At 58.1% G+C, this 20,154-nt stretch carries 17 protein-coding genes and 1 pseudogene; 7 read left to right on the top strand and 11 right to left on the bottom strand.

Annotated features, from left to right (window positions below):
• On the bottom strand, window positions 1-1,105 hold a 1,105-nt coding region (locus tag DBR30_RS06275), incomplete at its 3' end, for an HD-GYP domain-containing protein (protein ID WP_108588248.1).
• A gap of 230 nt (window positions 1,106-1,335) precedes the next feature.
• Here DBR30_RS06275 and DBR30_RS06270 point away from each other — a divergent pair.
• Window positions 1,336-2,952: a phosphoethanolamine transferase gene (locus tag DBR30_RS06270; RefSeq protein ID WP_108539902.1), complete on the top strand. Its 1,617-nt coding sequence runs from the start codon at window positions 1,336-1,338 to the stop codon at window positions 2,950-2,952.
• Window positions 2,953-3,023: 71 nt separating this feature from the next.
• Here DBR30_RS06270 and nagC read toward each other — a convergent pair whose 3' ends face one another.
• The 3 genes from nagC to nagB are packed head-to-tail and all read right to left on the bottom strand — an operon-like array spanning window position 3,024 to window position 6,198.
• Entirely contained in the window at window positions 3,024-4,238 is a 1,215-nt protein-coding gene (nagC, locus tag DBR30_RS06265; RefSeq protein WP_005334312.1) for a DNA-binding transcriptional regulator NagC, read from the bottom strand.
• Between the two features lie 4 nt (window positions 4,239-4,242).
• Window positions 4,243-5,388, bottom strand: coding sequence for an N-acetylglucosamine-6-phosphate deacetylase (gene nagA / locus DBR30_RS06260; protein ID WP_108539905.1), 1,146 nt, complete (start codon window positions 5,386-5,388; stop codon window positions 4,243-4,245).
• 9 nt (window positions 5,389-5,397) lie between these two features.
• Window positions 5,398-6,198, bottom strand: a complete 801-nt coding sequence (nagB, locus tag DBR30_RS06255) for a glucosamine-6-phosphate deaminase (RefSeq protein ID WP_005334308.1) — start codon at window positions 6,196-6,198, stop codon at window positions 5,398-5,400.
• A 273-nt stretch (window positions 6,199-6,471) separates the two neighbouring features.
• On the opposite strand from nagB, the gene nagE reads away from it, so the two are divergent.
• From nagE to glnS, 3 genes are all read left to right on the top strand, one after another.
• Window positions 6,472-7,950: an N-acetylglucosamine-specific PTS transporter subunit IIBC gene (nagE, locus tag DBR30_RS06250; protein ID WP_043818489.1), complete on the top strand. Its 1,479-nt coding sequence runs from the start codon at window positions 6,472-6,474 to the stop codon at window positions 7,948-7,950.
• 121 nt (window positions 7,951-8,071) lie between these two features.
• A complete protein-coding gene (locus DBR30_RS06245; RefSeq protein WP_108539907.1) occupies window positions 8,072-10,735 on the top strand; it encodes a beta-N-acetylhexosaminidase in 2,664 nt (887 codons plus the stop codon).
• A 355-nt stretch (window positions 10,736-11,090) separates the two neighbouring features.
• Window positions 11,091-12,752: a glutamine--tRNA ligase gene (glnS, locus tag DBR30_RS06240; RefSeq protein WP_108588247.1), complete on the top strand. Its 1,662-nt coding sequence runs from the start codon at window positions 11,091-11,093 to the stop codon at window positions 12,750-12,752.
• A 116-nt stretch (window positions 12,753-12,868) separates the two neighbouring features.
• Here the strand turns inward: glnS and fur are convergent, their stop codons facing one another.
• Window positions 12,869-13,297: a ferric iron uptake transcriptional regulator gene (fur, locus tag DBR30_RS06235; RefSeq protein ID WP_005334301.1), complete on the bottom strand. Its 429-nt coding sequence runs from the start codon at window positions 13,295-13,297 to the stop codon at window positions 12,869-12,871.
• Between the two features lie 242 nt (window positions 13,298-13,539).
• On the opposite strand from fur, the gene DBR30_RS06230 reads away from it, so the two are divergent.
• Entirely contained in the window at window positions 13,540-14,013 is a 474-nt protein-coding gene (locus DBR30_RS06230) for a DUF4442 domain-containing protein (RefSeq protein WP_005334300.1), read from the top strand.
• 90 nt (window positions 14,014-14,103) lie between these two features.
• Here DBR30_RS06230 and fldA read toward each other — a convergent pair whose 3' ends face one another.
• From fldA to DBR30_RS06210, 4 genes are read right to left on the bottom strand one after another with little or no spacing between them, the layout of a single operon-like run.
• Window positions 14,104-14,628 (bottom strand): flavodoxin FldA, encoded by a 525-nt coding sequence (fldA, locus tag DBR30_RS06225; protein WP_005334298.1) that lies wholly within the window; start codon window positions 14,626-14,628, stop codon window positions 14,104-14,106.
• A 39-nt stretch (window positions 14,629-14,667) separates the two neighbouring features.
• On the bottom strand, window positions 14,668-14,964 hold the full coding sequence (ybfE, locus tag DBR30_RS06220; protein ID WP_005334297.1) for a LexA regulated protein: 297 nt from the start codon (window positions 14,962-14,964) through the stop codon (window positions 14,668-14,670).
• Between the two features lie 20 nt (window positions 14,965-14,984).
• Window positions 14,985-15,206, bottom strand: a complete 222-nt coding sequence (locus tag DBR30_RS06215) for a DUF2788 domain-containing protein (protein ID WP_005334296.1) — start codon at window positions 15,204-15,206, stop codon at window positions 14,985-14,987.
• Between the two features lie 55 nt (window positions 15,207-15,261).
• The gene (locus DBR30_RS06210) at window positions 15,262-16,044 is read right to left on the bottom strand and encodes an alpha/beta fold hydrolase (RefSeq protein ID WP_258224306.1); all 783 of its coding nucleotides are present in this window, start codon (window positions 16,042-16,044) and stop codon (window positions 15,262-15,264) included.
• A gap of 274 nt (window positions 16,045-16,318) precedes the next feature.
• On the opposite strand from DBR30_RS06210, the gene seqA reads away from it, so the two are divergent.
• Together seqA and pgm are read left to right on the top strand one after the other, a co-directional pair.
• Entirely contained in the window at window positions 16,319-16,828 is a 510-nt protein-coding gene (gene seqA, locus DBR30_RS06205) for a replication initiation negative regulator SeqA (protein ID WP_181363507.1), read from the top strand.
• Window positions 16,829-16,886: 58 nt separating this feature from the next.
• A complete protein-coding gene (gene pgm / locus DBR30_RS06200) occupies window positions 16,887-18,536 on the top strand; it encodes a phosphoglucomutase (alpha-D-glucose-1,6-bisphosphate-dependent) (protein ID WP_108542449.1) in 1,650 nt (549 codons plus the stop codon).
• Between the two features lie 102 nt (window positions 18,537-18,638).
• On the opposite strand, the gene mltB is transcribed toward pgm, so the two are convergent.
• Together mltB and DBR30_RS06190 are read right to left on the bottom strand one after the other, a co-directional pair.
• On the bottom strand, window positions 18,639-19,721 hold the full coding sequence (mltB, locus tag DBR30_RS06195) for a lytic murein transglycosylase B (RefSeq protein WP_108542451.1): 1,083 nt from the start codon (window positions 19,719-19,721) through the stop codon (window positions 18,639-18,641).
• 132 nt (window positions 19,722-19,853) lie between these two features.
• Window positions 19,854-20,154: pseudogene (locus tag DBR30_RS06190) on the bottom strand (CDP-alcohol phosphatidyltransferase family protein); the annotation flags it as partial.

The following is a 20,154-nucleotide window of genomic DNA, read 5'->3' as shown; positions in this document are numbered from 1 at the left end:
CTTCCGGCCGCTGGGCCTTGATATAGGGCAGGATCTTCGGTTTGAGGGGCATGGTGGGCTCGGTGGATAGCACCAGCGCAATGCTCTCGTCGGAGAGCTTCACCAGTGAACCCGGCGGATAGACTCCCAGTACTTTGATCAGCAACTTGACCAGATTCTGGTCGAACTTCTTCTGGGATAACTTGTAGAGCTGGCTGATGGCCTGGCTCGGCGCGGCCGGGTTGCCGCTGTTGCGGGGATGGAGCAGCTCGTCGTAGAAGTCGACCAGCCCGATCAACCGCGCCAGCGGCGGGATCTCCCCGCCCTTGATCCCGAGCGGATAACCGCTGCCATCGAGTCGCTCGTGGTGCAGATGGGCGACCTGACGGATTTTCGGTTCAAAGGCGTTGAGCTGGGTCAGCATCTCCAGCCCGTACTGGGGATGCATATTGAGGAAGTTCTGCTCGGCCTTGCTGAGATCCCCGCGCTTCTGGGTGATCTGGCTCGGGATTTTCAGCTCGCCGATGTCGTGGATAAGTCCCGCAAGCCCGGCCTCCTCCAGTTCGATGGGATTCATCCCCAATTCGCGTGCCATCAGCATGGCAATGAAAGCCACGTTGAGGCTGTGTTGTAGCAGGATATCGGTGTGGGGGCTGCGAATAAGGTGGAGCCCGAGAGGCCCTTCATGCTGACTGAGGGTGAAGGCGGCATTGCGGACGATCTGGGCGGTGTTGGCCAGTCCCTCATCCGGTTTGAGGTTCAGCGCCCCGAGTGCATCGCGCAGCTCGCTCATGGACTGGCCAAAGGCTTTGTCGGCGGCGCGCATGGAGCGGCGAAAGGCCTTTTCGTCAAAGGGGGGCGGGCCCGAGGCAATCAGCTCTTCCAGCTCGTCAAGGTCAGGCCCGGCATCCGGGATATCGCCGCGCAGCAGCGGCTCGATGGGCAGATCGCTCTTGTCGGGGTCTACCATCAGCAGGGTGAGATCAAGATGACGAAGAATGTCGAGTTGCTGCTGATCCTTGATCTTGAAGGTATTGAACATAAACGGGTGGTTAGTCCATCCCGTGGGGAGATGGATATAGTGGCCTACTCTCAATTGCTCTATCGAGGCTTGGATCAGTGCCATCGGTTAACCTGCATTTCGTGAATGCCTACTCAACAAGCTAGCAAAATCCGATGGATAGACAACTAAAAATCCATTTCGGGGCTGCGGAGCACCCCGTGCTGTGATGGTGCGCACGAGCGCTGTGCTTCTCCTCTTAATTCGCGCTTAAGTTTTACTTCCTACGCTGGCCCCGTCGTTTTTGTTGGCTTGGCCGGCCCGCTGCGCTGCAGGCCGGTATGTAGGAGTTGTTTATGCGTGTAACCCTCGGTGTACTGCAGACCAATCTGTTGCTGGTGCTCTTTTTCGCCCTGGTACTGAACTGGCCAATCTTTTTGCATTTCTATACGGTGCTCAGCACCCTGACCCATGTCAAAGCCGGATTTGTCATCTCGATCCCGCTGGTGCTGATCGCGGCGCTCAATGCCGTGTTTATTCCCTTCACGTTCCGGTTTGTGCTCAAGCCTTTTTTTACCGTGCTCATTCTGACTGGCTCCATCGTCAGCTACGCCATGCTCAAATACGGCGTCATCTTTGATGCAGGCATGATCCAGAACATAGTGGAGACCAACAGTGGTGAGGCAGGGGCCTATTTGAATGGCTCGGTTGTGCTCTGGTTTCTGCTGACCGGGCTGCTGCCTGTTCTGGTGCTCTGGTCACTGCGGATCCGCTATCCGGCTCGCTGGTATCAGGGGTTGGCGTTGCGGGCTGGTGCACTGGCTATCTCTCTGCTGTTTATCGGGGGCGTCGCGTCACTTTACTATCAGGATTACGCCTCGGTCGGGCGCAACAACAAGTCGCTGGCCAAAGAGATTGTGCCCGCCAACTATGTGCACGGCCTCTACAAATATGGGCGGGATGTGCTGTTTGCCACGCCGATCCCCTACCAGCATCTGGGGACAGATGCCAAGGTGGTGGCGCGGGGAAGCAAGCCGACTTTGATGTTCCTGGTGGTGGGGGAGACGGCGCGCAGCCAGAACTACTCCCTTAACGGGTATGGCAAGGCGACCAACAGCTTTACGGCAAAAGAGCAGGGGGTGGTGTCGTTCAGGAATGTGCGCTCCTGCGGTACAGCCACCGCCGTCTCGGTGCCCTGCATGTTCTCCAACCTCACGCGCCGTGGCTACGATGACCAGCTTGCCAGCTCCCGTGACGGCCTGCTCGATGTGCTGCAACATGCCGGAGTCTCGGTGTTGTGGAAAGAGAACGATGGCGGCTGCAAAGGGGTGTGCCGCAATGTGCCGACCATCGAGATCCTTCCCAAATCCTATCCGGCGCTCTGTCAGGGGGAGTCCTGCTATGACGAGGTGCTGCTGGAGGGGCTGGATCAGCAGATTGCCGGCATGAAGGGCAACAAGTTGGTGGCCTTTCATCTGATGGGCAGCCATGGCCCGACCTATTTCCGTCGTTACCCTGCCTGCGAGCGCGTCTTTATGCCGGACTGCCCGCGCAGCGACATCGAAAACTGCAGCAACGAGGAGCTGGTCAATACCTATGACAACACCATCCGCTACACCGACAAGGTGGTGGGACTGCTGATAGACAAGCTCAAGTCGCTGGAGAGCCAGTACGATGTGGGGCTGGTCTATCTCTCCGATCACGGTGAATCCCTCGGGGCCATGGGGCTCTATCTGCACGGCACGCCCTACAAGTTTGCGCCGGATGATCAGACCCGGGTGCCGCTGCTGACCTGGTTCTCACCTCAGTTACAGGCCGATCGCCAGCTGGATATGGGTTGCCTGGCGGCGGAGGCGAGCAGTCAGCGTTTCTCCCACGATAATTTGTTCCACTCCATGCTGGGGATCATGGATGTGCAGACCCGTGTTTACGACAACAAGCTGGATCTGTTCAAGCCATGTCGGGCGGGCTAAACCGCCAGCAAGCACACAATAGAAAACGGCAGCCACTGGCTGCCGTTTTGTTATCTCGCAAGATCAGTGTCTTACTTCTGCTCCATGATGATCTGCAGCAGATCCCCCTCCAGCAGGGCGCGCTTGACCAGTGCAAAGCCGCCATAGGTCGGCTGGTTCTGGAAGCGGGCTTTCACGATGGGCAGGCCACGGTGGAAGCTCGGAAGTGATTGATGCTCGACACAGCGACGGATGGCCGGGAAGAGGATCTCTTCGGCGGCGGTGATTTCGCCGGCGATCAGCACCTTCTGCGGGTTGAACAGGTTGACCGTAATCGCCACCGCTCGTCCCAGATGCTCACCCACGTTCTCGATAACGCTGCGGGCCAGTTCGTCCCCCGCCAGCGCCGCCTTGCACACCTCCTGAATGGTGATGTGCTTCTCCTGCAGCGCGCTCTGGTGACCGCGGCTGATGAGCTCCTTCACCTTGTCGATGATCGCTTCGTTGGAGGCGATGGTTTCGAGGCAGCCGAAGTTGCCGCAGTGACAGCGCTTGCCGAGCGGCTCGACCTGGATATGGCCGATCTCGCCGACGTTGCGGTTCTGGCCGAGGAACACCTGACCTTTGGTGATGATCCCGGAGCCTGTCCCCTGATGGACGCTCACCAGAATGGAGTCCATGCAGTCGCGGGACTCACCGAAGAAGTGTTCGGCCAACGCCAGCGAGCGGGTGTCGTTGCCCACGTAACAGGGGAGGTTGAAGTGGTTTTCAAGCAGCTTCGCCAACCCCAGATTACGGATCTGGTACTTGGGGGTGTAGATGACCATGCCGGATTCTGGGTTGACCAGACCCGGCATGGTCAGCGCGATGCTGATGAGGTTGCGACAGCGTTCGCGGTTGGCATCGATAAAGGCGCCAATCTCCCGCAGCAGCATGTCGACCACGGGTTGCTGGTCGATCTCGGTCACCTGAATGACGTGCTGGTCGAGCTCCTTGCCATCGAGGTCATAGAGACTCAGTTGCAGGTAGCCGCGACCTAGCTTGGCAGAGACAAACTGAAAGCGATGTTTGATGGTGGTCAGGGAGATGGCACGCCGCCCGCCGGTTGAGGCTTGCGGAGAGGTCTCCTTGATCAGGCCATGCTCGATCAGTTGCCGGGTTATTTTGGTCACGCTGGCCGGGGCCAGCTGACTCAACTCGGCAATCTTGACCCGGGAGATGGGGCCTTGCAGGTCGATGAGCCGATACACGGCTGCACTGTTGACCTGCTTGATAAGATCTACGTTTGCTATTTGTCCGCCAGTCATGATGTCACTGTTGTGTGTAGTGTCCGTTAACCACGGTCCCACGGACCGTGAAGTCCTGATCGAAGACAGTGAGGTTGGCTACTTTACCGACCTGGATACTACCGAGACGTGAGTCCCATCCAATGGCGCGAGCGGGGTAGAGGCTGGCCATTCTCAGTGCTTCATCGAGCGGTAATCCGACCTGCTTGACCAGATTTTCCACCCCCTCAATCATGGTGAGGGAGGAACCGCCGAGTGTACCATTCTCGTCAATGCACTGACCATCGCGCAAAAAGACGGTGGTGCCACAAAAATCAAATTTCTCAAAGCCTTCCGGCGCTCCGGCTGCTGCGGTGGCATCGGTGACCAGCACCAGTCGCTCCCCCAGCGCCTTGTGAGCCAGACGCACGTTGGCCCAGTGCACATGGTGGCCATCGACGATGATGCCCGCGTAGACATCCTTGCGATCATAGATGGCGCCCACGACTCCCGGCTCGCGACCGTTGAGGGTCGGAGTCATGGCGTTGTAGAGGTGGGTCGCAAAGCGAATACCGTTATCGAACCCGGCCATGGCCTGATCGTAACTGGCGGCAGTGTGACCGGCCGAGACCAGAATGCCCGCTTCCACCAGACGGCGGATATGGGCCGGCTCGTTGCGCTCCGGTGCCAGGGTGATCTTGGTGATGGCATCCGCGTTGGCGCAGAAGAAGTCGATCATCTCGTCCGCTGGCTGGCGAATTTGCGCGGCAGGGTGGATCCCCTTGCGCTTGAGGTTGGTGTAAGGCCCTTCCAGATGGACGCCCAGCACCTCGTTGGGGTGTGCAGCCATGTAGTCACGGGTCACCGCAACGGCCTGCTTCATGTCGGCATCCGGACTGGTGATCAGGGTCGGCAGGAAGCTGGTGGTACCGGATTTGAGGTTGGCCGCCTGCATGGTTGCCAGGGTCTCGACCGTGATGTCGGTGTTGAACATCACCCCGCCACAGCCGTTGAGCTGCACATCGATAAAACCGGCGGTCAGGTTGGCGCCTTTGAGGTCAATCTGCTCGATGCCCGCAGGCAGTTCGGCCAAGTGAGAGATGGCGACAATCTTGTCGCCCTCGATAAGCACCCCGTAGCCGGTCAGCACGCAGCTGCCGGTGTAGAGAGTGCAGTTGGTCAATGCGTACATGACGACTCCTTACAGACGGCCGATGTTGGCGGCTTCCAGCTGCTGGAAGTAGCGAACGGTCTTGACCTTGAGCTCCATGGTGGAGGGCTCGTCGCACACCATCATTCCCTTCGGATGCAGTTGCAGGGTGGAGATGGTCCACATGTGGTTGACGCTGCCTTCCACGGCGGCCTGCAGGGCCAGTGCCTTGCCGTGACCGGTGACCAGGATCATGATCTCTTCCGCATCCATCAGGGTGCCGACACCCACGGTCAGGGCCAGTTTGGGCACCTGCTCCATGTCGCCACCGAAGAAGCGGGAGTTGGCGATACGGGTGTCTTCGGTCAGGGTCTTGACCCGGGTGCGGGAGGAGAGGGAGGAGGCCGGCTCGTTGAATGCGATGTGTCCGTCGTTACCCACGCCACCCATGAACAGGTGGATCTTGCCGTAGGACTTGATTTTGTCTTCGTAGCGCTTGCACTCGGCCACCAGATCCTCGGCATTGCCGTTGAGGATGTTGATGTTCTCGGGACGAATGTCGATGTGACTGAAGAAGTTGTTGTGCATGAAGCTGTGGTAGCTCTCCGGGTGATCTTCCGGCAGGCCGACGTATTCGTCCATGTTGAAGGTAACCACGTTCTGGAAGCTCACTTCACCGGCTTTGTGCAACTCGATCAGGCGCTTGTAGGTGTTGAGCGGGGTGCCACCGGTGGGCAGGCCCAGTACGAAAGGGCGATCGCTGGTCGGCTTGAACGCGTTGATGCGGTCAACGATGTAACGAGCAGACCACAGGCCTACTTGGCTGGCAGATTTCAACGGGATCAGGCGCATAAGGGATACCTCTGTGTCGGGTTGCGACCGGCTTGGCGGTGGCAATTGGCTAAGACGGATTCAAGTTGTTTTATAGCGTAAATAAAGATTGCGAACTAAGCCACATCTATCCACTACCTTTATCTTGTTTGGGTGATAACGATCACGATTATCGGTTTATTAATTTGCGCAGCGAAATAAAAGCCCTAGACTGCCAATCAAGCCTTGATGGCTTATGCGTCAAACGTGATAAGCACTTAATTTCTAGAAAAACATTAACTAAGGAGAGGAACCGTGAACATTCTCGGTTATTTGCAAAAGATCGGCCGTGCCCTGATGGTGCCGGTAGCGGTATTGCCTGCCGCAGCGATCCTGATGGGGGTTGGCTACTGGATTGACCCGAATGGTTGGGGTGGTGACAGTGCGCTGGCTGCCTTCCTGATTAAAGCGGGCGCAGCCATTATCGATAACATGTCCGTACTGTTCGCAGTCGGTGTCGCTTACGGTATGTCCAAGGATAAAGACGGTTCTGCTGCGCTGGCAGGTCTGGTCGGCTTCCTGGTCGTTACCACCCTGCTGAGCCCAGGCGCTGTGGCCCAGATCAAGAGCATCCCGGTGGAGCAGGTTCCTGCCGCGTTTGCCAAGATCAGCAACCAGTTCGTGGGTATCCTGTGTGGTGTGATCGCCGCTGAGCTGTACAACCGCTTCAGCAGCGTCGAGCTGCACAAGGCACTCTCCTTCTTCTCCGGTCGTCGTCTGGTACCGATCGTAACCTCCGTAGTGATGATCGTCGTATCCTTCATCCTGATGGCCGTATGGCCGGCAATCTACGGTGGTCTGGTCTCCTTCGGTGAGTCCATCGTGAGCCTGGGCTCTACCGGTGCCGGTATCTACGCCTTCTTCAACCGTCTGCTGATCCCGATCGGTCTGCACCACGCCCTGAACTCCGTGTTCTGGTTCAACGTGGCCGGTATCAACGACATCCCGAACTTCCTGGGTGGTCAGGCTACCATCGATGCCGCTCTGGCCGCTGGCAAGAGCCTGGATCAGGTGAAAGGCGTGGTCGGTATGTACCAGGCTGGCTTCTTCCCCATCATGATGTTCGGTCTGCCGGGTGCCGCGCTGGCCATCTACCACTCCGCCAAGAAAGAGAACAAAGAGAAAGTTGCTTCCATCATGATCGCAGCTGCCTTTGCCTCCTTCTTCACCGGTGTTACCGAGCCGCTCGAGTTCTCCTTCATGTTCGTGGCGCCGGTACTGTATGTCATCCACGCCGTACTGACCGGTATCTCCGTGTTCATCGCTGCCTCCATGCAGTGGATGGCCGGTTTCGGTTTCAGTGCCGGTCTGGTGGATATGGTGCTCTCCAGCCGTAACCCGCTGGCGACCAACTGGTACATGCTGATCCCTCAGGGTCTGGTCTTCTTCGGCCTCTACTACACCGTGTTCCGCGTAGTGATTGCCAAGCTGAACCTGAAAACCCCGGGTCGTGAAGATGACGAAGATACTGCTCCGGCTGCCGCTCAATCTACCAACCGTACCGAGCTGGCCAAGCAATACCTGGAAGTGCTGGGTGGTCAAGAGAACCTGGTCTCCATCGATGCATGCATCACCCGTCTGCGTCTGACTCTGAAAGACCGCAGCATCGTCGATGAGCGCAAGCTGAAAGCCCTGGGGGCGGCCGGTGTGGTCAAACTCGGTGAGCAGAACCTGCAGGTGATTCTGGGCCCATTGGCCGAAATCATCGCCGGTGAGATGAAAGCACTGCGTTAATCGAGCGACTCGCTCACCTCAAGTCTAAGTCCATTGTTGACATAACTAAGGGCCCCGCTCAGGGGCCCCATATAAAAAAGCCAAGAAAATCCAACCTTTACTTCAAATGAGAGCAGCAGTTATGAACTTGAAACATTCTCTGTTAGCCATTGCCATGTCTACCGTTTTTGTCAGCCAGGTCCAGGCAGCCGATGCCGCCAAGCAGGCCGTGGTCGACTCCCTCGCCAACAACCTGGTGGTCAAGTATGAAGTGGTCACCAACGACGGTGCCGGTGCCGGCCTCGATTGCCAGGCGCTCGGTTCCGAGTGGGCGAGCTGTGGCGTTGCCAAGCTGCACCTGACCAATACCGGTGCTGACGTCACCTCCAAAGACTGGAGCATCTACGTCTCCTCCATCCGTCGTATCCAGCGTGTGGATAACGACCAGTTCACCATCACTCACCTGACCGGCGATCTCTATCGTTTGACGCCAACCGAGAAGTTCCAGGGCTTTGCCAAGGATGCCACGGTCGAAGTGCCGCTGGTGGTGGAATACTGGGTACTGTTCGAATCTGACATCATGCCGAACTGGTATGTCGCCAGCGAAGGTGCCGAGCCGAAAGTACTGGCCAGCATGAGCAACATCAATGATGCCAGCACCTACGAGAAGCCGATGCCGGCTGATGGCTGGAAGCGTACCAAGGATGACAAGAACATCCTGATGAATAGCGAAACCCGTTTCGCGGCCAACCAGACCAGCACCCTGCTGCCGGCTGGCAAGATTGACAACCAGATCCTGCCGACCCCGATGAAGCAGGTAGTCAAAGCTGGCCCGCAAATCGATTTCTCTACCATCAAACTCAATGCCCTGGACTTGCCGAGCGATCGCGCCGAGGCTCTGAAGGCTCAACTGACCAAGCTGGGTGTTACCCTCTCCGACACCGGCTACCCGGTTACCATCAAGCTCGGCAGCAAGCTCAAGCACGCCGAAGGCTATGACATGACCATCGGTCAGAAGGGCACAGTGATCCAGGGGCGCGACATCGACGGGGCATTCTGGGGTGCACAATCCCTGATCTCCCTGCTGGGTGTTGATGACAAGCTGGTGAGCCCGATGACCGTCGAGGATGCGCCGCGCTTTGAATATCGTGGCATGCAGACCGACGTGGCCCGCCACTTCCGCAGTCTGGATACCATGAAGAAGCTGGTTGACCAGATGTCTGCCATGAAGCTCAACGTGCTGCACCTTGGCCTGACCAACGATGAAGGCTGGCGTCTGGAGATCCCGGGTCTGCCGGAGCTGACCCAGGTCGGTAGCCAGCGTTGCCACGACGAGTCCGAAACCAAGTGCCTGATGCCGCAACTGGGTTCCGGGCCGACCAGCGACAACCAGGGTTCCGGTTTCTACAGCAAGTCTGACTACGTGGATCTGGTGCGTTATGCCAAGGCCCGCGGTGTGACCGTGATCCCCGAGATCAACATGCCGGCTCACGCCCGTGCTGCCGTGGTCTCCATGGAAGCGCGCTACAAGCGTCTGATGGCGGAAGGCAAAGAAGCGGAAGCCAACCAGTTCCGTCTGACTGATCCGGCTGACACCTCCAACGTCACCTCGGTCCAGTTCTACGACAAGATGTCCTTCATCAACCCTTGCCAGCCGGGTGCTGCCACCTTCGTGGCCAAGGTAATGGATGAAGTTGCCCAGATGCACCAGGCCGCTGGTCAGCCGCTGACCGCATGGCACTACGGTGGTGATGAGGCGAAGAACATCATGCAGGGCGGTGGTTATCAGGATCCGGCCGTCACCAAGAAAGAAGAGCTGGTCGCCTGGAAAGGCAACGTCGACTCCAGCAAGCAGGACAAGCCGTTTGGCAAGTCACCGATGTGCCAGAAAATGATCGACGAAGGCAAGATCAAGGAAGTGGGCGAGCTGCCGGTTTACTTCGCCAAGGAAGTGGGCCAGATGGTCAAAGACCGCGGCTTCTCTACCCTGCAGGCGTGGGAAGATGGTCTGAAGTACGCCAGTGGTGCCAAAGACTTCGCTACCGACAACACCCGTGTCAACTTCTGGGAAACCCTCTACTGGGGTGGCTTCAACGAAGCGATGAAGTGGGCCCACAAGGGTTACCAAGTGGTGCTGTCCAACCCGGATTACCTCTACTTCGACTTCCCGAACGAAGTACATCCGGCTGAGCGTGGCTACTACTGGGCAACCCGTTTCAACGACACTCGCAAGGTATTCGCCTTCGCCCCGGAAAACCTGCCGCAGAACGCCGAAACCTCGGTTGACCGCGACGGCAACGCCTTCGTGGCCAAGGGTGACCAGGATCCGGTTAAGTTCAAGGGGATCTCCGGTCAGCAGTGGAGTGAAACCGTGCGTACCGATGCTCAGTACGAGTACATGGTCTACCCGCGTATTTTCTCCGTGGCCGAGCGTGCCTGGCACAAAGGCGGCTTCGAGCTGGATTACGTGAAGAACCGCGAGTTCTCCGGCGAGACCAAGCATGTCAACAAGGCCACCCTCAACAAAGAGTGGAACCAGTTTGCCAACGTACTGGGTCAGCGCGTGCTGCCGAAACTGGATCAGGCCGGTGTTGAATACCGCCTCTCCGTACCGGGTGCCAAGGTAGTGAACGGTGTGCTGGAAGCGAACGTGGATCTGCCGGGTCTGCCCATCCAGTACAGCCTGGACGGTACCAACTGGAGTGCCTATGACGCCGCGGCCAAGCCGAGCGTGAACGGCAAGGTCTACCTGCGTACCACCAGCTTCGATGGCAAACGCACCAGCCGCGTCACCGAACTGAACTGATAGCAGTCAACCGTTAACATGAGGTGGGTCGCAAGACCCGCCTTTCCCAAGGGCGATGGCGCATCGGATTTGGGAAAGGTTGACTGTGCGTGTGAGCCTTTGTTGTGTGTAATTGTCTGTTTTGTGTTTTTCATCACTTTCAGCCCCGCCTAGTGCGGGGCTTTTTTATGCATTTGGGGGGCAATGTGCCAAGCCACGCCGTTTTTAGCGGCGCAATGGCCGGGAAATGGCCCGGAAGTGCCAAATTCAGGTTGAGACAGCGCCCGTAATAAGGGATCATACCCGGCTTGACGGCGGGGGGATGAGGGTGCCAGCCGGCACAACTTCCGCCAGTGACGCTTTTTTGAGGTGAGCCATGAGTCAGGCGAACAGCCCAACTAACTTTATTCGTCAGATCATTGATGAAGATCTGGCCAGCGGTAAGCACAGCAGCGTGCATACCCGTTTTCCGCCCGAGCCGAACGGTTATCTCCATATCGGCCACGCCAAATCCATCTGCCTGAACTTCGGCATCGCCCGCGACTATCAGGGCCAGTGCAACCTGCGTTTCGATGACACCAACCCGGTGAAGGAAGATATCGAGTACGTAGAGTCCATCAAGCAGGACGTACAGTGGCTCGGCTTCCAGTGGAACGGCGAGATCTGCTACTCCTCCGACTATTTCGACAAGCTGCACGGCTACGCCATCGAGCTGATTGAAAAGGGTCTGGCCTATGTGGACGAACTAACGCCCGAGCAGATGCGCGAGTACCGTGGCACCCTGACTGAAGCAGGCAAAAACAGCCCGTTCCGCGATCGCAGCGTGGAAGAGAACCTGGCGCTGTTTGCCAAGATGAAGAATGGCGAGTTCGCCGAAGGCACCGCCTGCCTGCGCGCCAAGATCGACATGGCATCCCCCTTCATGGTAATGCGTGATCCGGTTATCTACCGCATCAAGTTTGCCCACCACCACCAGACCGGTGACAAGTGGTGCATCTACCCGATGTATGACTTCACCCACTGCATCTCGGACGCGCTGGAAGGGATCACCCACTCCATCTGCACCCTGGAGTTCCAGGACAACCGTCGTCTGTACGACTGGGTGCTGGACAACATCACCATCGACTGCCACCCCCGTCAGTACGAGTTCTCTCGTCTGAACCTCGAATACACCGTCATGTCCAAGCGAAAGTTGAACCTGCTGGTGACCGAGAAACACGTCGATGGTTGGGATGACCCGCGCATGCTGACCGTCTCCGGTCTGCGTCGCCGTGGTTACACTCCGGCCTCCATCCGCGAGTTCTGCAAGCGCATCGGCGTCACCAAGCAGGACAACATCGTCGAGATGAGTATGCTGGAAGCCTGCATCCGCGAAGACCTCAACGAGCATGCGCCGCGCGCCATGGCCGTGCTGCATCCGGTGAAAGTGGTCGTCGAGAACCTGGCTGCCGACGAAGTGCTGACTGCCCCGGCTCACCCGAGCAATGCCGAGATGGGTACCCGCGAGTTGAACTTCACCCGCGAGATCTTCATCGATGAAGCGGACTTCAAAGAAGAGGCGAACAAGCAGTTCAAGCGTCTGGTGCTGGGCAAGGAAGTGCGTCTGCGCAATGCCTATGTGATCAAGGCCGAGCGCATCGAGAAAGATGCCGATGGCAAGGTCACCTGCATCTACTGCTCCTACGACCCCGAGACTCTGGGCAAGGATCCGGCCGATGGCCGCAAGGTGAAAGGGGTGATCCACTGGGTCAGCGCCACTCACTCCCTGCCAGCGGAAGTGCGTCTTTACGACCGTCTGTTCAAGGTGCCGAACCCGGGCGCCGAGGATGACTTCGAAGCTGCGCTGAACCCGGAATCCTTGGTGATCATCGAGGGTGCTCGTGTCGAGGCATCCCTGAAGAACGCCAAGCCGGAGCAAGCTTACCAGTTCGAGCGTGAAGGTTACTTCTGCGCCGACAACAAGCTCTCCAGCCCGGAGCATCTGGTGTTTAACCGCACCGTTGCCCTGCGTGACTCCTGGGGCAAAGTCGAAGGCTAAGCCGATGGGGCAGGGGAGACCCTGCCCTGTGTGCTGCCAATGGCCTGCGCCGGACAATAAAAAAGCCAGCTGATGCTGGCTTTTTTATTGTCCGTTATCTGCAAGTCGCGGCCGACTTATTCGTCGTGCTTGCACTCACCGGTAGCACAGTGACCGTAGAGGTAAAGGCTGTGATTGGTGAGACGGATATTGAATTTCTTGGCGATCTCGCGCTGACGCTGTTCGATCACTTCGTCGGAGAACTCGATCACCTTGCCGCAGTCGAGGCAAACCAGGTGGTCGTGGTGCTCCTGAGTGGCCAGCTCGAATACCGACTTGCCACCTTCGAAGTGGTGACGAGTAACGATACCGGCATCATCAAACTGGTTGAGAACGCGATAGACGGTAGCGAGACCAATCTCTTCACCCAGGTCGATCAGTCGTTTATAGAGATCTTCGGCGCTGGTGTGCTGGCAGTCCGGCTGTTGCAGGATTTCCAGGATTTTGACCCGGGGCAAGGTGATCTTGAGCCCGGCCTTTTTTAACGCTTGGTTGTTGTCTGCCATATTCTACTTATTCGCATTCTCGAAGGTGGGGTTATTCTGATGGACTGCCGCAGGAATGGCAACCTTGAACTCGCTTGGCCTGTCATTATAGGTCGTAGCCTCCCTAAAAATAAACCCAGCAATTCAAGGGGTTTAGCCATAAATGGCCGGTTGGATTGAAATAATCAATCGTGTCGTCCGACTTGCTGGCATGGCAGATGTTGATAAGATGTAACTTTCATATTTCTGGTCGGATGAGATCCATGGATTGGCTTTTTGACAATGCGGCCTGGGTGCGCCGCGCACTCAATGCCTGGCCCCCTTTCTGGGGTGCCGGTATCAAGATAGAGACCCTGAGCGATGACTTTCGCTACTGCCGGGTGACCCTCAAATCCCGCTGGTGGAACAAGAACGCCAACCGCACCCAGTTTGGCGGCAGCATGTTTGCCATGACGGACCCCATTTATCCACTGATGCTGATGGGCTACTTCAAGAATCGCTACTACGTCTGGGACAAGGCGGGCAGCATCAACTACATCAAGCCGGGCAAGGGCAAGCTGGTGGCCGAGTTCAACCTGACCGAGGGCAAGCTGGCCGAAATCGTGGCGGCGACCGAAGGTGGCAACAAACACTTCCCCGAATTCGAGGTGACGGTACAGGACAAGAGCGGCGAGCTGGTGGCGCAGGTCAAGCGCACCCTCTATGTGCGAGCCAAACCGGAGCACAGAGGTGAATAACAGGGAAGAATAAAGGCAGGCATCGCAACAAGCAGATACAACAAGGGCCCCGTCGGGGCCCTTGTTGTCAGAGGTATGAGGGGAAGCGGATTACTCCAGCTCGCCCAGGCACATCTCTTCGTGCAGTTGCTTGCACCAGCCCTTGACGCGCTCGGCAGTCAGCTCCGGCTGGCGATCTTCATCGATACCCAGACCGACAAAGTGCTTGTCATCGACCAGTGCCTTTGAGGCTTCAAACTCGTAGCCTGCAGTCGGCCAGTGACCGATGATGATGGCGCCTTTGGCTTCGACGATGTCACGCAGGGTGCCCATGGCGTCGAGGAAGTACTCGGAATAGTCTTCCTGATCACCGCAACCGAAGATGGCGACCAGCTTGTTGGTGAAGTCGATTTCGCCCAGATCGGGGAAGAAGTCGTCCCAGTCGGCCTGGGCTTCGCCGTAGTACCAAGTCGGGATGCCGAACATCAGCAGATCAAAGCTCTCGATGTCGGCCTTGCTGCTCTTGGCGATGTCACGGACTTCAATCAGGTTTTTGCCCAGCTCTTTCTGGATCATCTTGGCGACAGCTTCGGTGTTACCGGTATCGCTGCCAAAAAACAGACCTACACTTGCCATAGTGTTTAGTTACCCGTATTTGGTGTTAATGCTCAACGCTCAGACTGCAATGTCCACCGCAAAGGCGGACTCAATCTGTTGTTTCAGGATAGATTGGATCAGCTCGGCTCGGCTGATGTTCTGTTGTAACGCAAGTTGGTTCAGGCGCTCCAGCAACTCGGCCTCCACCTTTAACTCTACCCGCTTCAGCCCATTTTCCCGATCGCGCTTAAGCTGGTTACGCTTGTTGATCTTGAGCTGGGTCTCGCGGGGGAGTGGATTGGTCTTTGGCCTGCCGGGGCGCTTCTCATTTGCGAACAGATCCAGTGTTGTTCGATCAGTTTGCTGTTTGGCCATACATCACAGATGAAAATAAGTTAGCCGAGTCCTGAGCCTTCCCAGCCCAGTTCGATCAGCCCCTTGGCGACAAAACCCGCACAACCCAGAAACAGTACCAACCAGACGATAAAACGACCGAAACGGGGCACGTTGCCGCGTTTGAGCACGTCCTGAATGGCCAGGCCAATCAATATGAAAATGGCCACAAAGAATAACTTGAGGCCCAAACTTTCGATCAGGTCGATATGTTCACTTAGCATGGATTGCGCACACTCCTTATGACGGGCGCACTATATCACAAAGGATTTGAAACTGTTAACCGCCTGTCGACAGGAAATCCACAACCAATTTGTTGAACAGAGCCGGTTTTTCCGCATGCAGCCAGTGGCCGGTACCCGCGATGACACGCACCTTTGCCGCCGGGAATTGGGCCAGTGCCGTCTCGCTGTATTGGGGCTGCATGTAGTCAGAATCCCCCCCTTTGATAAAGAGCACCGGCCCCTCGAAGCGATGCTCATCCTCTGGCCAGCCCATGATGTTGGCGTAGTTTTGCTCAAGGGCGGGCACATTGAAGCGCCAACCCCAGCCATGCTCGCCTCTGGCGAACGATTTGAGCAGGAACTGGCGCACCCCGGCGAGCTCAATATGCTGCGCCAGCATGGCTTCCGCTTCACTGCGGCTTTGCGGCGGCGTGCGCAGTGTGGCGTTGAGTCCGGCGAACACATTCTGGTGGCGGGAATGGGGATAGGCGACTGGCGCCATGTCGGCCACTACCAGCTTGGTCACCCGCTCAGGCGCCAGCTTGGCGACCTGCATCGCCACCTTGCCGCCCATCGAGTGGCCAATCAGGGTCGCTTCGGCAATATTCAGCCGATCCATCAGGGTCAGGATATCGGCTGCCTGGGCCGGATAGCTCATCTCGCTGCTATGAAAGGAGGCACCGTGGTTGCGCAGATCGACGCTGATGACCCGGTACTGTTCACAGAGAGCACGGGCCAGCAGGCCGAGGTTGTCGAGGCTGCCAAACAGGCCGTGGATCAGAATGACCGCCGGGCCCTGACCCTGCTCCTTGAAGTTCAATATGCTGTTTTGTTGCAAAATGACACCTTGTCGGTCGTGGATGCGTATCGCTGTTTTATTTAACGCACTGGAAAGAAAAGGATTTCGTCCAACGGATGGGGAATAAATGTGGTTTTTTTTCTAAAAAATCCCGTCCGGATCGGCTATCAGTGCGGCTGATCACACACTTGGCCCGCTATTATGCCGTATTCTCGATGAGATTCATGTACATCTGCCAGCCCCTTGCTTGGGCTGTCGGGTTTGCCTATGTATAATCGCCGCATCCGAATTTCGACGAGTCCAGCGCATCCCTATGAAAACCATCGAGCTTGATGACGATCTCTACTTCTATATCGCCAGCCAGACCCGGCACATTGGTGAGAGTGCCTCCGATATCCTGCGCCGTCTGCTGGAACAGCCTGCTCACCAACGTGTGCCGGTTGCCGAGCCCGTTGCCGTCGCGCAGCCCAGTACGGTAGCCACCCAACAAGGGCTGCAAGCCCTGCTCGATTCCGGTGAGCTGCAAAAGGAAGAGAAGTCCATCAACCGCTTTATGCTCGTGCTGAGTACCCTCTACCGGGATAACCCGGAAGGCTTTACCCAGGCCACCGAAATCAAGGGGCGCAAGCGCGTCTATTTCTCGCGGGATCCCGAGGCTTTGCGCGCCAGTGGCAGCACCACCAAGCCCAAGCCGGTACCGGAGACCCCGTTCTGGGTGATCACCAACACCAACACCAGCCGCAAGCAGAACATGGTGGCCCAGCTGATGGCCAGCATGGGCTATGGCGAAGAGGTGGTCGCGCAGGTGTGTGGCGCAATTTAACGATTCTTCAAGACTCAGGCCTTGCCCGGCAAGGCCGCCATTACGCAAGGAAAACGCCATGGCTCAGCATTCCCACGCCGGTCAACCGGCCCGTTTAAGCGATCTGACCAACATCCCCCGTCTGGTCAGCGCCTACTACCTCAACAAGCCGGACATGAGCCGCCCCGAGCAGCGAGTTGCCTTCGGTACCTCCGGCCACCGCGGCAGCGCCCTGCACAACGCCTTCACCGAATCCCATATCCTGGCGGTGACCCAGGCCCTGGTGGAGTATCGCCAGCAGGCCGGTATCACTGGCCCGCTGTTTGTCGGCATGGATACCCACGCCCTGTCCGAATCCGCCTTTGCCAGCGCCGTCGAAGTGCTGGCGGCCAACGGCGTTGAAACTCGCATTCAAGCCGGTATGGGCTTTACCCCGACTCCGGTCATCTCCCACGCCATCCTGCGCCACAATGCAGGCAAGCCTGCAGCGCGCGCCGACGGCGTGGTGATCACTCCGTCCCACAACCCGCCGGAAGATGGTGGCTTCAAGTACAACCCGCCCCATGGTGGCCCCGCTGAAGGGGAGATCACCAAGTGGGTCGAGGATCGTGCCAACGCCATTCTGGAAGCGGGTCTGGCCGGTGTGAAGCGGATGCCGTTCGCCGAGGCGCTCAAGAGCCCGTTCGTGGTCGAGCACGACTATGTCACCCCTTATGTGGATGATCTGAAGAACGTGCTGGACATGGACGCCATCAAGAACGCGGGCATCAAGATCGGTGTCGATCCGCTGGGTGGCTCCGGCGTCGCCTACTGGGACGTCATCGCCAAGACCTATGGTCTGAATATCGAGGTGGTGAACTACAAGGTAGACCCCACCTTCTCCTTCATGACACTGGATAAAGACGGCAAGATCCGGATGGACTGCTCCAGCCCGTTCGCCATGGCGGGCCTGATTGCGCTTAAAGACAAGTTCGACATCGCCCTTGGCAACGACCCTGACTACGATCGTCACGGTATCGTCACCAAGTCCGGCCTGATGAACCCGAACCACTATCTGGCGGTGGCAATCCAGTATCTGTTTACCCATCGCACCGGCTGGTCTGCCGATGCGGCCGTCGGCAAGACGCTGGTCTCCTCTTCCATGATCGACCGGGTGGCTGGCGAGATTGGCCGCACCCTGAAAGAGGTGCCGGTCGGCTTCAAATGGTTCGTGGATGGCCTCTACAGCGGCGAGTTCGGCTTTGGCGGCGAGGAGAGCGCAGGCGCCTCCTTCCTGCGCAAAGATGGCACCGTCTGGACCACCGACAAGGATGGTTTCATTCTGGCGCTGCTGGCGGCGGAAATTCTGGCGGTGACCGGCAAGGATCCGCAGGCTCACTACGATGCACTGGAGGCCAAGTTCGGCCGTTCCAGCTATCGCCGTATCGACGCGCCGGCCAACAGCGCCCAGAAAGCGGTGCTCTCCAAGCTGGATCCTGCTCTGGTGGAAGCCTCAACTCTGGCGGGTGAGCCCATCATCGCCAAGTTGACCAAGGCGCCGGGCAACGATGCCGCCATCGGTGGCCTCAAGGTGGTGACCGAGAACGGCTGGTTCGCGGCGCGCCCCTCCGGCACCGAGTCCATCTACAAGATCTACATGGAGAGCTTCAAGGGCGACGCGCACCTCGACCTCATCCAGCAGGAAGCCCAGCAGATCGTCTCTGCTGCGCTTGCCAAGGCAGGCGTCTAAATCAGGTAGCCATCCTTGAGCCCCTGATGGGGTTGAACGTTGGATATAACAAAGGAGCCATAATGGCTCCTTTTTCATTGTCTGTTTTATGCCAGCGAGTTGTCAGCGCGCGGCTTTCACCGCCAGCCCCAGCTGCCACACCGCCATGGCGTAGTGGGTGCTGTGGTTGTAGCGGGTGATGGTGTAGAAGTTGGGCAGACCGTACCAGTATTGGTAGCCGGTGCCGATATCGAGGCGTAGCAGGCTCGACTCGCTGTGATTGCCCAGGCTGCTGGTTGGCGTCAGCCCCGCGCGGCGCAGGGTGGCGACCGGGTAGCGGGTCTGAAAGCCATGCTCATAGCCGGGTAGTTGGCCCTGACCACGTACCGCAACCGGTTGGCCTTTCTCCCAGCTGTGGGCCTTGAAGTAGTTGGCAACGCTGCCGATGGCATCCACCGGATCCCACAGGTTGGTGTGGCCGTTGCCATCAAAGTCCACCGCATAGCGCTGGAAGCTGGAGGGCATAAACTGGCCGTAGCCCATGGCACCTGCATAGGATCCCTTGGGTTCGGTGGGATCCATCCCCTCGTCGCGGGTCATCACCAGGAAGGCTTCCAATTCGCTCGTGAAGAACTCGGCGCGGCGCGGGTAATCAAACGCCAGGGTGGCCAGTGCATCCAGAATGCGGGTCTTGCCCATCACCCGGCCCCAGCGGGTCTCGACCCCGATAATGCCGACGATGATCTCCGGCGGCACCCCGTAGATCTGCTCCGCCCGGTTCAGCTCGCTTGCGTATTCACGCCAGAAGTTGACGCCGTTCTGTACGTTGTCCGGGGTGATGAACTTGGCGCGATAGCGGTTCCAGGCGCCGGTCGGGCCGGTGGGCTTGGCGGTAGTCGGCGCCTGGGCATCCATCAGGCGGATGATCCAGTCGTAACGCTCTGCCTGTGCCAGCACCTGATGCAACTGGGCGTTGTCAAAACCGTGCTTCTCGACCATTTTCTGGACGAACCTGTCCACGTTGGGGCGATTGGCGAAGTCCCCCTTGCTAACCCCTTGTGTATAAACGGGTTTGCTCGATGGCGCCTGATTGATAAAGGCGCTCTTGGGCTGGGGGACGACCACGGGCTTTGGCGCTGGGGCGCTGCTGCAGCCACCGAGCAGGGGGAATAACGACAGAGTGAGAAGAGAGGCAAGGCGACGCATAGGGTTCTCAAAGAGACTGATAAAAGTGTCGTCATGGTAAAACATTGTCATCCGGGCGCAAGTGTTCCGTGCGTTGCACCCAGAGCCAATTCATCGCGTGATGGATTAGCCCTTCTGTGAGGGCTGTGCTGTTTATGGCTGGGGGGGACGCAGGGTGTGGTAGCCGCTCCAGAGTCGGGTCAGGGTGGTGATGGCGCAGAGCAGGGCAAAGCCGTAGGCGAGCGGGGCGAAGGCGGCGGGCCACAGGCACATCAGCACAAAGAGGGCGATGGTCTCGCTCCCCTCGGTGAGGCCACCCAGATAGTAGAGGGATTTGTGGTGGTAGACCGGATTGTCGATGCCCCGCTTGCCCGCCATGATGGCAAACGCCAGAAAGCTCGAGCCGGTACCCATAAAGGCAAACAGCAGGGTGGCGGCGGGCAGTGCATTGGCG

The organism is Aeromonas sp. HMWF017 (genome assembly GCF_003061465.1).
Lineage (GTDB): Bacteria > Pseudomonadota > Gammaproteobacteria > Enterobacterales > Aeromonadaceae > Aeromonas > Aeromonas veronii.
Note: the sequence above shows the minus strand (reverse complement) of the source record. Positions and strands in the feature narration are given on the sequence as shown.